This is a genomic window from Frigoribacterium sp. CFBP 8759, from assembly GCF_014841655.1.
Taxonomy (GTDB): domain Bacteria; phylum Actinomycetota; class Actinomycetes; order Actinomycetales; family Microbacteriaceae; genus Frigoribacterium.
In genome coordinates this window covers 714,374-730,279 of sequence record NZ_JACYUH010000003.1, presented here as the reverse complement: position 1 = coordinate 730,279, position 15,906 = coordinate 714,374, and the positions used below count along the sequence as shown (strand labels likewise).

Annotated in this window: 6 protein-coding genes and 1 other RNA gene; 2 read left to right on the top strand and 5 right to left on the bottom strand. The window is 74.2% G+C overall.

The window, feature by feature from the left end:
- Positions 1 to 64: 64 nt before the first annotated feature.
- Positions 65 to 1,330 carry an aspartate kinase gene (locus tag IFT79_RS13510; RefSeq protein ID WP_055971466.1) on the bottom strand — a complete coding sequence of 422 codons (1,266 nt, stop codon included), beginning with the start codon at positions 1,328 to 1,330 and terminating at the stop codon, positions 65 to 67.
- Between the two features lie 137 nt (positions 1,331 to 1,467).
- Between IFT79_RS13510 and IFT79_RS13505 the strand changes: the two genes are divergently transcribed.
- A complete protein-coding gene (locus tag IFT79_RS13505; RefSeq protein ID WP_192124693.1) occupies positions 1,468 to 2,277 on the top strand; it encodes a DUF1206 domain-containing protein in 810 nt (269 codons plus the stop codon).
- A 41-nt stretch (positions 2,278 to 2,318) separates the two neighbouring features.
- Here IFT79_RS13505 and recR read toward each other — a convergent pair whose 3' ends face one another.
- The 4 genes from recR to ffs form a co-directional block, all read right to left on the bottom strand.
- Entirely contained in the window at positions 2,319 to 2,918 is a 600-nt protein-coding gene (recR, locus tag IFT79_RS13500) for a recombination mediator RecR (protein WP_043595550.1), read from the bottom strand.
- Between the two features lie 3 nt (positions 2,919 to 2,921).
- The gene (locus IFT79_RS13495) at positions 2,922 to 5,474 is read right to left on the bottom strand and encodes a DNA polymerase III subunit gamma and tau (RefSeq protein ID WP_192124691.1); all 2,553 of its coding nucleotides are present in this window, start codon (positions 5,472 to 5,474) and stop codon (positions 2,922 to 2,924) included.
- A gap of 136 nt (positions 5,475 to 5,610) precedes the next feature.
- The gene (locus IFT79_RS13490; RefSeq protein WP_192124690.1) at positions 5,611 to 14,610 is read right to left on the bottom strand and encodes a choice-of-anchor G family protein; all 9,000 of its coding nucleotides are present in this window, start codon (positions 14,608 to 14,610) and stop codon (positions 5,611 to 5,613) included.
- Between the two features lie 401 nt (positions 14,611 to 15,011).
- Positions 15,012 to 15,108, bottom strand: an RNA gene (ffs, locus tag IFT79_RS13485) — signal recognition particle sRNA small type.
- Positions 15,109 to 15,162: 54 nt separating this feature from the next.
- On the opposite strand from ffs, the gene IFT79_RS13480 reads away from it, so the two are divergent.
- Positions 15,163 to 15,843, top strand: a complete 681-nt coding sequence (locus IFT79_RS13480) for an SDR family oxidoreductase (RefSeq protein ID WP_192124688.1) — start codon at positions 15,163 to 15,165, stop codon at positions 15,841 to 15,843.
- Positions 15,844 to 15,906 lie beyond the last annotated feature (63 nt).

The following is a 15,906-nucleotide window of genomic DNA, read 5'->3' as shown; positions in this document are numbered from 1 at the left end:
GTGGGAGCCGGGTCGGGAGGCGCGGTGCGGTGGCCGCGCGCGCCTCCTCGGGTGGTGGGTCGCGTCAGCGGCCGGTGCCGCCGTGGACGACGGCGTCGACCTCGGCGTCGAGGCCGAAGGCCGTGTGGACGACGCGCAGGGCGTCGTTCAGGGTGTCGGCCCGGGTGACCACCGAGATGCGGATCTCGCTGGTCGAGATCATCTCGATGTTGATTCCGGCCTCGAAGAGGGCCGTGAACAGCCGCGCCGAGACGCCGGCGTTGGTGCGCATGCCCGCGCCGACGAGGGCCAGCTTGCCGATCTGGTCGTCGTACTGCAGGGACTCGAAGCCGATCTCGGCCCGGTCGGACTCGAGGGCCTGGAGCACGACGGCACCCTCGGACTTCGGCAGGGTGAACGAGATGTCGGTGCGGCTGGTCGACGCCGCCGACACGTTCTGCACGATCATGTCGATGTTGGCACCGGTCTTGGCGACCGTGCGGAAGATCTGGGCGGCCTTGCCCGGGACGTCGGGGACGCCGACGACGGTGATCTTGCCCTCGCTGAGGTCGCCCGCGACCCCGCTGATGATGGGTTCTTCCACGTTCTCTCCCTCTTTCGGGTTGACGACGAGCGTTCCCTCGTTGTTGTTGAACGACGAGCGGACGTGCAGGGTGACCCCGTGACGCCGGGCGTACTCGACGGCACGGATGTAGAGCACCTTCGACCCGGCGGCGGCGAGCTCGAGCATCTCTTCGCTCGTGACGCGGTCGAGCTTGCGGGCCTTGGGCACGACGCGGGGGTCGGCCGTGAAGACGCCGTCGACGTCGGTGTAGATCTCGCACACGTCGGCGTCGAGCGCCGCGGCGAGGGCGACGGCGGTCGTGTCGGAGCCGCCGCGACCGAGGGTCGTGATGTCGCCCGTGGACCGGTTGAACCCCTGGAAGCCGGCGACGATCGCCACGTACCCGGCGTCGAGCGCGTCCCGCACCCGTCCGGGCGTCACGTCGACGATGCGGGCCTTGCCGTGCTGGGCGTCGGTGATCATGCCGGCCTGGCTGCCCGTGTACGAGCGAGCCTCGACGCCCAGGCTGCGGATCGCCATGGCGAGCAGGGCCATGCTGATGCGCTCGCCCGCGGTGAGCAGCATGTCGAGCTCGCGACCGCCGGGCAGCGGGCTGACCTCGTTGGCCAGGTCGAGCAGTTCGTCGGTGGTGTCGCCCATCGCGCTGACGGCCACGACGACGTCGTTGCCGGCCTTCCGCGTCTCGACGATGCGCTTGGCGACGCGCTTGATGCTCTCGGCATCGGCGACGGACGACCCGCCGAATTTCTGCACGATCAAGCTCACGGTGACTCCTGAGAAGGGGGACTGGGCGCGCCGGAGGACGGCTCACGCCTGCGTCCGACGATTCTATTCGGTGTCGAGAGCGTGTGACGTACGTCGGTCGCGGGGCGTCATCGGCGCCTCTCCCCTACGGTGGACCGATGCCCGACACCACCGACCAGGCCCGCGGCGCCGCCAGCCGCCTCCAGGACAGCCGCGCCCTCACGACCGCCGCCCGCGTCGGCTTCGCCATGAACGGCCTGCTCCACGTCGTGATCGGCGTGATCGCCCTCGGCGTCGCGTTCGGAGGTGGAGGAGAGGCCGACCAGGGCGGTGCCCTCGGGCAGTTCGCGTCCCGCCCGGGCGGGGTCTTCCTCCTCTGGCTGATCGTCGTCGGGCTCTGGGGCCTCGGCCTCTTCCAGCTGCTCGAAGCCGCTCTCGTCCGCGGGACGGACAAGGACGCCTGGGCCGAGCGCGCGAAGGAGGGCGGCAAGGGCGTCGCCTACCTCGCCGTCGGGTTCACGGCCTTCACCTTCGCCCGGGGCTCGTCGTCGGACAGCTCGGGGCAGACCCAGACGCTCAGCGCCCGGCTGCTCTCCGCACCCGGGGGCGTCGTGCTCCTCGTCGTCGTCGCGCTCGCCATCGTGGCGATCGGGGCCTACTTCGTCGTGAAGGGCGTGAAGCAGAAGTTCCGCGAGGACCTCACGCTGCCGGGCGGTGCGGCGGGACGGGGCACGGTCGCCCTCGGCGTCACGGGGTACGTGGCCAAGGGGATCGCCCTGGGCGTGGTGGGCGTGCTGTTCGCGGTCGCGGCCGTCACCTCGGACCCGAGCGAGGCCACGGGGCTCGACGGCGCGCTGAAGGCCCTCGCGGCCCTCCCGTTCGGCGTGGTGGTGCTGACGGCCGTCGCCCTGGGGCTCATGGCCTACGGTGTGTACTGCGCCGTTCGGGCACGGCGCGCCCGCCTCTGACGGGCAGGCGCGCGCCGGACGGGTTCAGGAGGCGCGGGTCGTCATTCGGAGACGAGCCGGCGGCCCTCGAAGGCGCGGCCGAGCGTGACCTCGTCGGCGTACTCGAGGTCGCCGCCCACGGGCAACCCCGAGGCCAGTCGCGTCACCCGGAGACCGAAGGGCGCGAGCATCCGGGAGAGGTACGTCGCGGTCGCCTCGCCCTCGAGGTTGGGATCGGTGGCGATGATGACCTCTTGCACGGTGTCGTCGGCGAGACGCTGCACCAACTGGCGGATGCGCAGATCGTCGGGACCGATGCCGTCGATGGGACTGATCGCCCCGCCGAGCACGTGGTACAGACCGCGGAACTCGCGGGTGCGCTCGATGGCCTGGACGTCCTTGGCCTCTTCGACGACGCAGATCGTGGCGGGCGAGCGACGCGGGTCACGGCAGATGTTGCACGTCTCTTGTTCGCTGACGTTGCCGCAGATCTCGCAGAAACGCACCTTGGTCTTGACGTCGACGAGCAGCTCGGCGAGGCGTGACGTGTCGAAGGACTCGTTCTGCACGATGTGGAACGCGATGCGCTGCGCCGACTTGGGCCCGATGCCGGGGAGGCGACCGAATTCGTCGATCAGCTCTTGGACGATGCCTTCGTACACGCGCTACTCGCTTCTCTGAGGCGTGACCCGGGGGGCGATCGTCTCTTCTTCGATGAACTGGGCCCCGAGGATCTCGCGCACGACGGCCTCGCCGTAGCGCGACCCGGTGGGGATGCCCCGGCGCGGGTCACCGGTCGCCGCGCGACGCTCGGCCACCGACGGACCCGCACCGGCGGAGGCGGTCGGTGTGCTGGTGGCCGCTGTGGAGGGCGACGGGGCGGCGGCGGCGGGGCGAGCCGGGGGCACGTCGACCTCGGGCGGAGGAGGCGCGGCGTCGACCGTCGGGACGCCGCCGGGCGGTTCTTCGGTGATGTGCTCGGGTTCGTCGGGCTCGGGGGGCGGGGTCTGCGGGATGGGGGCGACGTCCCACCCGGTGACGGGGGTCGAGCCGCCGGACCGCCCGGCGGACGCGGACGCCGGAGCGCCGGACCGCCCCGCCGACGCGGGCGCCGGGGCGCCGGACCGCGCGGCGGCCTCGGGCGCCGCAGCCGGCGCGGGAGCCAGGGACGGGCTCGGCGCCGGCGACGCGGAGGCCTCGGGCGTCGACGACGTCGCGGCGGGGGCCGTGGCCCGGCCCGTCTCGGACGGCGCCGACCCCGGAGACGCGGGCCCGGACGGCTGGCGTCCGGCCTCGGGCGCCGGTGTGGTCGACCGGCCGGTCTCTCGCGGCGCACCCGACGTGGCGGGAGGGGCGACGGCGTCGACGGGTGCACCCGTGGGGGTCGGGCCCGCGGGCCCGTCGCCCTCGACGCGGGCGATGTACTTCACCTTGACGCCGAGGACGTCGACGATCGCGCGTCGCAGGTACTCGCTGACGCCCTCGGCCGCGCCCTGCGGCCGCTTGAAGCTCTCGACGTCGTTGGCGCTGGGGAAGGCCAGCGTCAGCACGTCGTCGACGAAGTCGACGACGGTGGCCGTGACGACGACCATCCAGGCCGTGCGCCGCGCCTTCTGGACGACCTCGACGATCTCGGGCCAGCTGTCACGCAACTGCTGGAGCGTGACGGGAGCCGCGCCGCTCCCGGACGCCTGGCCGGTGTCGGGGGTCTGTGCCCACGCGGCCGAGTGCGGTGCGGACGGAGGCGCGGGTTCGGTCGGCGTCGCGGAGTCGGCCTGGTCGGCCCGGGTGGCAGAGGTCGACGGAGCGGCCGTCGCCCAGGACGCCGTCGCACTCTCGACGGCCGACGGGCCACCGGCCGCCTCGGTCGACGGCGTGGCCTCGACGGGCGAGGCGGACGGGGCCGACGCGGACGGGGCCGACGCGGACGGGGCCGACGCGGCGACGGGAGGCGTCGATCGACCCGCCGTCCGGACCTCGGCCGGCCGGGCAGCCGCCTGCGTCGACGGGGCAGCGGACGGACCGGGCACGGCGGACGGACCGGAGCCGGAGCCCTCGACCCCGACGCGTCGTTCGAGGCGCTCGACCCGGGCGAGGGCGCCCCGGCCGGTCTGGTCGCTCTCGGGGACGAGGACGCGCGCGATCATCAGTTCGAGGTGCAGCCGCGGCGAGGTGGCCCCGGTCATGTCGGTGAGAGCGCGGTTCACGACGTCGGCCGAGCGCGACAGCTCCGCGGCGCCGAAGGCGTGCGACTGGTGCACGAGACGGTCGAGCTCGTCAGCCGTGACGCCCCGCAACACGGCCGAGGCACCCTCGACGGTCGCTCCGACGACGATGAGGTCGCGCAGGCGTTCGAGCAGGTCTTCGACGAACCGCCGAGGGTCTTGCCCGGTCTGGACGACGCGGTCGACCGCAGCGAACGCCGCGGCGCCGTCACGGGCGCCCAGCGCCTCGACGACGTCGTCGAGCAGCGATGCATGGGTGTACCCGAGCAGCGCGACGGCGCGCTCGTACTGGATGGCGCCGTCCTCACTGCCGGCCATCAGCTGGTCGAGGAGCGAAAGGGTGTCGCGCACCGACCCGCCGCCGGCACGGACCACGAGGGGGAGCACGCCCGGGGCGGCCTCGACCGACTCGCTCTCGCAGAGTTCGTGGACGTACTCGAGCATCTGGGCCGGGGGCACGAGGCGGAACGGATAGTGGTGGGTGCGCGACCGGATGGTGCCGATCACCTTGTCGGGCTCGGTGGTCGCGAAGATGAACTTGACGTGCTCGGGCGGTTCTTCGACGACCTTCAGCAGGGCGTTGAAGCCCTGCGGGGTGACCATGTGGGCCTCGTCGAGGATGAAGATCTTGAAGCGGTCGCGAGCCGGGGCGAACACGGCCCGGTCACGGATGTCGCGGGCGTCGTCGACGCCGTTGTGGCTGGCCGCGTCGATCTCGATGACGTCGAGCGAGCCGCCGCCGTCGCGTGAGAGCTCGACGCACGACGCACAGACGCCGCACGGGGTGTCGGTCGGGCCCTGGGCACAGTTGAGGCAGCGGGCCAGGATGCGCGCGGACGTCGTCTTGCCGCAACCGCGCGGCCCGCTGAAGAGGTAGGCGTGGTTGACGCGGTTGGTGCGGAGTGCCGTGCGGAGCGGATCGGTCACCTGCGTCTGCCCGATGAGCTCGGCGAAGTTCTCTGGCCGGTAACGGCGATACAGGGCGGTGACCACAGAGCAAGAGTAGTCGGGGCTACCGACAACGGTCGACGGCGGGAGTCGCCGTCGAGGGCCCCTCGCGGCGCCCCGGGCGCACGAGAGGGCCCGTCGTGTCGACGGGCCCTCGGGTGCGGCTCCCGGCCGGGGTGGACTACTCGGCGGACCCCCTCGCGCGACGGCGGACCCTGGTCGCCGACACGAGGCCGAGGCCGATCAGCAAGGCGAAGGCCGCGAGCGAGAACCAGCCGAGGGCGTCCGACCCCGTGTACGCCAGGCCCGAGACGGAGCCGGTCGGGACCGCTCCCCCACCGGTGCCGGTGCCGTTACCGGTGCCGGTGCCGGTGCCGGTGCCGCCACCCGATCCGGGCAGACCCGGGAAGCCGGGGGTGCCAGGGGTACCCGGGGTCCCGGGCGTCCCGGGAGTTCCCGGGTCGCCCGGTGTGCCCGGGGTCCCGCTGGCCGCCGCGACGGTGAACCCGGTGGTGACCGGGGCCGACGTGGCGCCCGCGATCGTCTCGGTCGCGGCGACCACGTGGGGTCCGACGGCGACGCCCGCGAGGACGACCGTCCAGCTCCCCGTCCCGGGGTCGGCCTGGACGACCTGCGCGGTGCCGTCGTCGAGCTGCACCGTCACCGTGGCACCGGGTTCCGCCGTCCCGACGACCGTCACGGGCGTCGTGCCGCCGGTTCCGGCCTGCAGGACCGAGCCGGCCACCGGGCTGGTGATCACCACGGGGTCGACCGAGGCGATCAGGAGGTCCTGGCTCACCGTGGTCGTGCCCGCGTCCGCGGTCTGCGTCGCCGTGACGACGTAGGCGCCGACCGGGACGTCCGTGAAGTCGACCGCCCAGGTGCCGTCGGCCCCGACCGTCGCCGACTGCGTCGGCCCGCCGCCGAGATCCACCGTGACGAGCGCACCGGGTGTGCCGGTGCCCGTCACCGTGACGTCCTCGAGGCCGTTCCCGTCGACGTCGGCGATCAACGCGCCGGGTGCCGGCGAGGTGATGACGACGGCGTCGGTGCTCGCGGCCGGCGAGACCGTGAACACGACGGTCTCGGGGGCCGACACCGCGCCTCCCACGGTCTGGGTCACGGACAGGGTGTGCTGCCCCTGTTCGACCCCCACCAGGGTGGTGGACCAGGCGCCGTCGGCGTCCACGTCGACCACGACCGGGAGGCCGCCGTCGATGCTGACGGCCACCGAGGCGTTCGGCTGGGCCGAACCGCCGACCAGGACGTCCGCCGTCCCCGCCGTGCCCGCCGGCAGGATCGAGCCCTGTTCGGGCGAGGTGACCACGAGCGGCGCGACCTCGGCCGCGGGGGCGAGGGTGACGTCGACCGACGCGCTGCCGGTGACGACGCCGCCGACCGTCTGTTCGACGATCACGGTGCGGGTGCCGACCGGGACCGCCGGCAGGGTCACCGACCAGGTGCCCCCGTCGGTGACGGTGGCCGTCTGCGTGATGCCGCCGACGGAGACGGTGACGGTCGCTCCGGGCTCGCCCGTTCCGGTGACCGGCAGGTCGACGAAGCCGTCACCGTCGGTGTCGACGACGAGCTGTCCGTCGGCCGGCGAGGTGATGGTGGGCGCGGCGGCGGGGTCGGCCGGGACGGGCACGACGACCACCGAGACCTCGACGGGAGCGCTCGTGGCGCCTCCGATGGTCTGCACGGCCGAGACCGTGTGCGTCCCGGTGCCGAGCACGACCGGCACCTGCCACGAGCCCGAGGCGTCGACCGTCGTGGTGACGGGGTCTCCCCCGTCGACCGTGACGGCGACGGGTGCGCCCGGCTGCCCCTGGCCACGGACGACGACCGGCGCGGTGCCGGCGTCGCCCGCCTGGTACTGCTGGCCGTCGGTCGGTGCCGTGATCGTGAGCGTCGCGGCGGCCTCGACCACGACCGTGGTCGTGACCGGAGCCGACTCGACCCCGCCGACGGTCTGCGTCGCGGACACCACGTGCTCGCCCACGCCGACCCCCGCGAAGGTGGTCGACCAGTCGCCGTCGTCGTCCACGTCGACCGTGACGGCCGTGCCGTCGTCGAGCGTCACCGCGACGGTCGCGCCGGCCTGGGCCGAACCGGACACCGGCAGGTCCACCGTCGAGGCGGCGGACGGCACGAGGAGGCGCGTGCCCGTCGCCGGGTCGGTGATCCGGATCGGGTCTGCCGCGACCACCGCGAAGGGCTGGGTCACGGGGACCGTCGTGACGGTGCCGTACTGCTGCACCACCGAGATCGGTCCGGCACCCACCGGCACCGCGTCGAAGGTCGTGGTCCACGCCCCCGTCGTCGGGTCGGCCGTGACGGCCTGGGTCAGGTCGCCACCGAGCGAGACCGTGACGGTCGCGCCGGGCTGGGCGGTGCCCGACACCGTGACCGGCGTCGTCCGGCCGTCGAGGACGACGACCGTGGCACCCGGGGCGGGCTCGGTGATGGTGACCGGGGTGCCGACCACCACGTCGAGCTGCTGGGTGGCGGGAGTCGTCGAACCGGCCGGCACCGTCTGCGTCACGACGACCGGGTACGAGCCGACGGGCACGTCGCCCACCGTGACGGTCCAGGTGCCCTCGGGGGTCACCGTCGTCGTCTCGGAGAGGTCGTCGCCCACCGCGACCACGACCGTGGCGCCGGGCTGACCCGTGCCGGTAACCGTGACGTCGGTGGTGTCGTCGGCGTCACGGACGACGATCGACGACCCGGCGGGCGGCGAGGTGATCGTCACCGGGGCGGCCACGACGACCGACACGTCCCGCGTGATGGGGGTCGACACGACGCCGTCGACGGTCTGGGTGACCGAGGCGGTGCGGTCGCCGACCGGGACGCCGTCGACCGTGACGCTCCAGGCGCCGGTCGTCGGGTCGGCCACGACGGTCCCGACCAGGCCGTCACCGAGGTCGACCGTGACGGTCGCTCCGGGCTGGGCCGTGCCGGACGCGACCACCGGGGCGGTGTCGCCCGCGGCGAGCACGACGACCGTCGTGCCGTCGGTGGGCCGGTCGACGACGAGACCCGCTGCCGCCGCGACCGTGAACGGTTGCGTCGCCGCGGCCGAGGTCGCGCCTCGGATCGTCTGCGTGGCGGTCAGGGTGTAGTCGCCGACGGGGACTCCGTCGACGGTCGTCTGCCAGTCACCCTCGGGCCCGACGGTGGCGCCGGCCGTGAGGCCCGTGCCGAGCGAGACGGCGATGGTGGCGCCGGGCTCACCGGTGCCCGAGACGACGACCGACGTGGTGCCGGCCGGGTCGAGCAGGGAGACCGTCGCACCGGGGGCGGGGGTGACGATCGCGGGCGCGGCGGGGGCCACGACGATCGACACGTCCCGCGTGACCGGGGTCGAGGTCGAGCCGTCGACGGTCTGCGTGACCGCGATGGTGCGGTCGCCGACCGGGACGCCCGGCACGGTGACGCTCCACGCGCCGGTCGTGCCGTCGGCCGTGACCGTGCCGGTCAGGTCGTCGCCGAGGTCGACGGCGATCGAGGCGCCCGGCTCGGCCGTGCCCGACACGACCAGGTCGGTCGTCGCGTCCGGCGTCGCCACCGCCACGACGGTCCCGACGGCCGGGGCCTCGATGACGACCGCGGCGGCGGAGACCACCGAGAGGGGTTGGGTGACGGCGGGCGACACCGAGGTGCCGAGCGCCTGGGTGGCGGTGAGCGTGCGCTCGCCGACCGTGACGCCGGCCACGACGACGCTCCAGGCGCCGGTGGTCGGGTCGGCGATCGTCGAGGCCACGAGGTCGACGCCGAGGTCGACGCGGACGGTCGCCCCGGGTGCGGCCGTGCCGCTGACCGTGACGGCCGTCGAGGCGGTCGCGTCGGCGACGGTCACGACGTCACCGGGCTCGGGCTGCAGGACCTCCAACCCGGGACCGACCACGATCCGGAACCCGGCCGCGACGGGGGTCGAGGTCGTGCCGGCCACGGTCTGCGACGCCGTCACCTGGTAGACGGCGGTCGGCAGGTCGGCGAAGAGGACGGACCAGTCGCCGGACGTCGGGTCGGCGGTCGTGGTGACGGCCGCTCCCCCGTTCAGTCGGACCGAGACCGGGGCGCCAGGGGACGCCGTGCCCGAGACGGGGACGTCCACGGTGCCGGCCGGGTCGAGCACCGTGAACACGGTGTCGTCCGGGTCGACGATGACGACCGGGGCGGCCGCGCGGATCTCGAACGAGCTCTCCTGCGCCGGCGAGGTGGTGCCGCCGATGCTCTGCGTCACCGACAGGTCGGCCGCGCCCACGGGCACGCCCGGGACGTCCACGGACCACCGGCCCGTGGCCGCGTCGGCCGTCGTCGTGGCGGCGAGGTCGGCGCCCGTCGCGGGATCGAGGACCACGTCGACCGTGGCTCCCGCCGCGGCGGTGCCGGAGACGGTCACCGTGGTCACGACCTCGGGCCCGGCCACGTCGACGACGGAACCGTCGGCGGGGGTCAGGACGACGAGGGGGTCGCCGGCGAGGATGCGGACCACCCGGGTCTCGGGAGCCGAGACCGAGGTGCCCACCGTCTGGGTGGCGGTGACGGTCCGCGTGCCCACGGGCACCCCGGCGAAGGACACCGTCCAGGCACCCGTCGTGGTGCCGGAAGTGACCGTGTCGGTGAAGCCGTCGCCGAGGTCGACGCGGACGACCGCGCCCGGCTCGGCCTGGCCCGACACGACGAGCGTCGTGGTCGAGGACGGGTCGGCGAGGACGATCGGGACGCCGTCGGCCGGGGCGACGATGGTCAGCGGGGCGGCCGGGTCGATCGTCACGACGCGCGTGTCGGCCTGCTGGACGGTGTCCCGCACCGCCTGTGAGGCCCCGAGGACGCGCTCTCCGACGCCGACGCCGACGAGCGTGACCGCCCAGGCCCCGGTGACGGGGTCGGCGAGGGTGCTGCCGACCTCGGCGCCGTCGAGGGTCACGGTGATCCGTGCGCCCGGCTGGGCGGTGCCGGCGACCGGGACGTCCTGCGTGGCCGCGGGCGAGGCGACGACGTAGCGGATGTCGGCGGCGGGCGTCGTGATGACCACGTCGGCCCCGGAGACGATCTCGAAGGCCCGGGTGACGGGCTCGGTGGTCGTCGTGCCACCGACCGTCTGGGTCGCGGAGGCGACCTGGTCACCCACGGGGACGCCCGGAACCGTGACGGACCAGAGCCCGTCGGGCCCGGCGGTCGTCGGGACGACCACGCCGGCCAGGGTGACCTCGACGGACGCACCGGGGTAGGCCGTCCCGGTCACGACGACGGCGGTGGTGCTGTCGGCGCCGGCGACCGTGACGACGTCGCCGTCACCGGGTGCGGTGATGGAGAGGTCGGCCTCGGCCGAGACCACCGAGAAGTCCGTCGGCTCGGCCTCGAGGAGGTCGGGGCCCTGCTGCTGGCTCGCGCCCACGACGTGGTCGCCGACGGCGACCCCGGTCAGGACGAGGGACCAGGCGCCCTGCGCGTCGGTGGCGACCGGGGCCTGGTCGACGCCGTCCACCGTGACGGTGACGGGCAGACCGGCCACGCCGGTGCCCGCGATGGTGACCGGAGCGGTCCCCTGGTCGTCGGCGACCACCAGCTGGGTGCCGGGGACGGGCGCCGTGATGACGACGTCGCCGCCGACGCTGACCAGGACGTCCCGCGTGACGGCGTCCGAGGTGGAGCCGTTGATGCTCTGGGTCACCGAGACCGTGTGCGGACCGACCGGGACGCCGACGACCGCGACGGACCACTGGCCCGAGACCGGGACGACCACCTGGCCGACGAGGCCGTCGCCGAGGTCGACCTCGACGGTCGCCCCGACCTGGCCCGTGCCCGAGACGACGACGGGCGTCGTGTCCTGCGGTCCCGGGACGAAGTACTCGGCGCCGTCGAGCGGTGCCGTGACGGCCAGGGGCGTGCCCTGCGCGATCGTCAGCGGCTGGGTCACCGGTGCCGAGGTGGTCCCGCCGAGGGTCTGAGTCGCACCGAGCGTGCGGACACCGGCGGGGACGTCGGGGATGACGGCGGTCCAGGCGCCCGTGGCGGGGTCGACCGTGGCAGGCACCTCGAAGCCGGCGCCGAGGCCGACCGTGACGGTCGCCCCCGGGTCGGCCGTGCCGGTGACGGTCACGTCGGCCGTGGTGCCGCCGACGATCGGGATCGTGGCCCCGGGGGCCGGCGTCGAGATGGCGACCGGGGTCCCGGCGACGATCGTCACGACGCGCGTCTGCGCAGGCGACACGGTGCCGCCGACGGTCTGCGTCGCCGAGATCGTGCGCTGACCGACGGGCACGCCGGCGACGTCCACCGACCAGGCGCCGGTCGTGGCGTCCGCCGTGACCCGGCCGGTGAGGCCGTCACCGAGGTCGACGCGGACGTCGGCGCCGACCTGGGCGGTGCCCGAGACGGTCAGCGTGGACGAGGAGGCGCTGTCGGCGACGCGCACCGTGGTGCCCTCGGCCGGGGCGAGGATGTCGAGCGGCGCACCGGCGGCGACCGTCAGCGGCTGCGTGACCGGCACCGAGACGACGCCCGCGACCGTCTGCGTGACGCTGATCGTCCGGGGTCCGACGGGCACGGACGACACGGTGGCCGACCAGGCGCCCGTGGCGTCGGCCGTGGTCGTGGCCACGTAGCCGTCGCCCAGGTCCACGCGGACGGGGGCGTTCGGCTCGGCGGCTCCCGTCACCGTGACCGGGGTGGTCGAGGTGGCGTCGGCGACCGTGAGGGTCGCACCGGGCGCCGGCGTCGAGATCGTCACGCCGGTCGCGGCCACGAGGGTGAAGTCGGTGGTCTGCGGGGCGGACACCGCGCCTCCCACCGTCTGCGTCGCGGTGGCCGTGTAGGTGGCGACCGGCAGGGCCGGGAAGGTCACGGACCAGGTGCCGTTGGGGGCGACCGTCGTGGTGAGGTCGCGGCCGCCGCCGAGGGTGACGGCGACCGGGGCACCGGCCTGCCCGGCACCCGAGACGGTGACGTCACGGGTGGAGTCGGCTCCGGGCAGACGGTACTGCGTGCCGGAGGTCGGGCTCGTGATGGTCAGGCCCGTGCCGGCGACGACGCTGAAGGCGCGCGTCACGGCGGCGGAGACGTCTCCACCGAGGGCTTGGGTCACCGACGCGGTGTAGCCGCCGACGGGCACGCCCGGGACGGTCGTCGACCAGGTGCCGTCCGCGGCGACGAGAGCCGTGGCCGTGCGGCCGCCGCCCAGGTCGACGGCGACGGTGGCCGTGGGGGTCGCGGTGCCCGAGACGATCACGGGGGTCGTGGAGTCGGCGTCGAGGACCGTGAAGACGCGTCCGGCGGTGGGCGTGGTGACGACGAGCGGCTGCTGCGCGACGACGGTGAAGTCCCGCGTGACGGGGCCGGTGGTCGCGGTGCCGAGGGCCTGGGTCACGGAGGCGCTGTAGGCCCCTGCGGGCACGTTCGCGACGGTCACGCTCCAGCTGCCGTCCACGGCGACCGTGCCGGTGCCCGTGAGACCGGCACCGAGGTCGGCCGTGACGGTGGCGCCGGGCTCGCCGGCACCGGTCAGCACGACGCTGCGCGTGGCGCCCGGGGAGGCCGGGACGACGAACACCTGCCCGGCGGTGGGCGTGGCGATGCTGAGGGGGGCGAGGGCCGCGGCGCGGACGGTGGAGGTCGCGAGGTCGACCCGGGACGCGTTCACCAGCGGGAGGACCGAGAGGCTGACCGCGTGGACGGAGCTCGAGCCGGCGTCGGTGCCTCGGCCGTCGCGGAAGCCCGCGCCGTCCTGGGCGTTGATCGTGACGCGGACGAGCTGGTTGAGCAGCGTCGTGAGAGGCGCGAGGGTCGTGACGACCGCGGCGGTCGTGGTGCGCAGGCTGGTCGTCGTGGCGGCGAGCGCCGTGCCGTCCACCAGGGGCGAGTAGAGGCCGCCCACGCTGCCGAGCAGCGTGCCGACGACGGGGAGGAGGGCCCCCCGGAGGACCGTGGCGCCGAGAGCACCGACGAGACCCGACCCGGTGACGGTCGTGGCGGCCGGCTGGACGGTACCGTCGAGCAGCGCGCCGAGGGTGGTCACGGTGCGGGTGCTCAACGTCTCGTTCACGCCGACGACGGCCAACTGGATGCGCAGTGCGACGGCGAGGTCGACGGTCACCTGGGTCGCGCGGATCGCGTCGTCCACGGCGGCCACGAGGTTGGTGGGCAGCTGGTTCTGCAGGATGTCGGTGATGCCGGCGGTGATCGCGGTGATGGTCGCGGGACGCAGCAGGTCGGTGTTCGCGGGCAGACCGTTCAGGGCGTCGAGGTCGATGACCACCTGGCCCGTGCTGGGGATGATGGTCACCGGCCCGCTGGTCAGGGGACGGGCGAGTTCCGCCGAGATCGTCGAGTCGAGGTCGACGGTCGCCTGCACGTTCACCGTTGGCTGGCCGAGCGTGACGGCGCCACCGAGGGGCAGGCCGTTCACGGCCGTGGTGAGCGGGCCGGTGATCGAGTTCGCGAGGCCGCTGACGGCGGTGCTGCCGGCGACCCCGTTGACCGCCGTCCCCAGGCCGCCGACCGTGGAGCGGAGGGACGAGGTCACGCCCTGGACGGCGGGGCTGGTCAGGGTGAACTCCGCACCGGCGACCTGGTAGGCCGTCGTGGGCGTGGTGGCGGTGGCGCCCCGCTGCTGGGTGATCTGCGACGAGAGCGCGCCGAGCTGCAGGGTCACGTCGCTGAGGACGCCCTGCGTGGCGGGCACCTGGGCGAGCAGCGGCTGGAGACGGAGGGTGGTCTGCTGGGCCGGGCTGCCGTCGCCGACGGCGATCGAGCCGTCCTGGGCGATGAGACCGGCCGAGGCGGTGGCGCCGGTCGCGGTGGCGTTCGCGTACTGACCGTCGACGCCGAGGGTGAGCAGCCCGTTGCCCCCGAGGAGGCGGATGCCGTTGCCCAGACCGACCGTGAGCGCGTTGACGGCGGTGAGGTTCAGCGGGTTGCGCGACGTCGGCGGGTTCTGCGTGGTGCCGAAGGCCGAGTAGGCCCCGCCGAGTGCGGCGACCTGGTCGAGCGCGACGATGCCCGTTCCGCCGACGAGCGACGCCTCGGCCTCGCTGCGGTCGGTCGTGGCCGCCTGCGCGGGGACGACGACGACGAGCGCGCCGACGACCGCCGCGACGACGGCGGCCGCCGTCGCCTTCAGTGCGCGGGACGCGTGGGAGCGCCGGGGACGCTCGATCGTCTGGCTTCGCATGGGTGTGCCTCTTCCTGACGGGACGAGCCCGCCGCCTGATCCGAAGAACTCCCGCTGGTGAGGCGGGAGGTGCTGCTGTTCTGTTGTGTCGTCGCCGCGTCGCCGCCCGGGGACGACGGCGAGGCGAACGGGACTACCGCGCGGTGCGCGGGCTCGTTCGCCTGGTGCGGGTGCTGCTGACGTGCCGTGGTGAGGGGCTCATCGGTCCTGATCCTGATCGTGTGGTGCGGGTGCGACGGCGCCGTCGCGCGTGGTCACACCGTGGTGAGGGGTGCGGCCGGAGCGGTGGTTGATCGCTCCCGACGAGCTGGTTCGGTCTCGTCGTGATGCCGAGCATAGGGGGCATCGCGCGGATCGCGCACCCCACGAAGGGGGGCCACGGGGCCTTCGGCCCCCAAAAGAGAAATGACCCCTCACGCACCCGTCAGAGCCCGGTTACCCTTGCTGCATTTCTGCCCTGGGGGAATTGGCCTGGATGACGCCGCGTGAGGAGCCTCGACGAGTTTAGCGGCAACTGAGTGGTCGCCGCGACCCGGGGTGTTGCCTGGGGGCATGAGAATCGTCATCGCCGGAGGACACGGCAAGATCGCCCAGCTCCTCGAACGCCGACTCGCCGACGCCGGGCACGACCCCGTCGGCATCGTCCGCAACCCCGACCACACCGCCGACCTCGAGGCCGCGGGGGCCCGTGCCCTCGTCCTCGACCTCGAACGGACCGACGTCGACACGCTCGCCGGCCACCTCGACGGGGCCGACGCCGTCGTGTTCGCCGCGGGCGGCGGCGGCGGCAGCGGCGCCGAGCGCAAGCTGACCATCGACCGCGACGGGGCCGTCCTCCTGGCCGACGCCGCCGAGAAGGCGGGCGTCACGCGCTACGTCATGGTCTCGGCCATCGGCACGGACGACTTCGACCCGGCGCGCGCCGAGCTGCCCGCCGCGAACGACGACGACGTGTACCAGGTGTACATGCGTGCGAAGAGCGAGGCCGACGCCGACCTCCGCCGTCGCGAGAGCCTGGACTGGACGATCGTCCGCCCCGGTGGCCTGACCGACGACGCCGGCACCGGCCAGGTCACGGTCGGCACGACCGTCGAGCGCGGCAGCATCCCCCGCGCGGACGTGGCCGAGATCATCGCCACGGCGCTGATCGAGGGCACCGCCGTCAAGACGCAGTTCGAGGCCGTCTCGGGCGACGTCACCGTCTCGGACGCGCTGGCGACCATCAAGTACTGACCCGCGCCTCCTGGTCGTCCCCCGACCACGGAGTGACGGACGAGAGCCCCGGAGGCGCGACCA

Coding starts and splice junctions, on each gene's coding strand:
- IFT79_RS13505 (WP_192124693.1), top strand. CDS start 1,468: ATGCCCGACACCACCGACCAGGCCCGCGGCGCCGCCAGCCGCCTCCAG.
- IFT79_RS13490 (WP_192124690.1), bottom strand. CDS start 14,610: ATGCGAAGCCAGACGATCGAGCGTCCCCGGCGCTCCCACGCGTCCCGC.
- IFT79_RS13480 (WP_192124688.1), top strand. CDS start 15,163: ATGAGAATCGTCATCGCCGGAGGACACGGCAAGATCGCCCAGCTCCTC.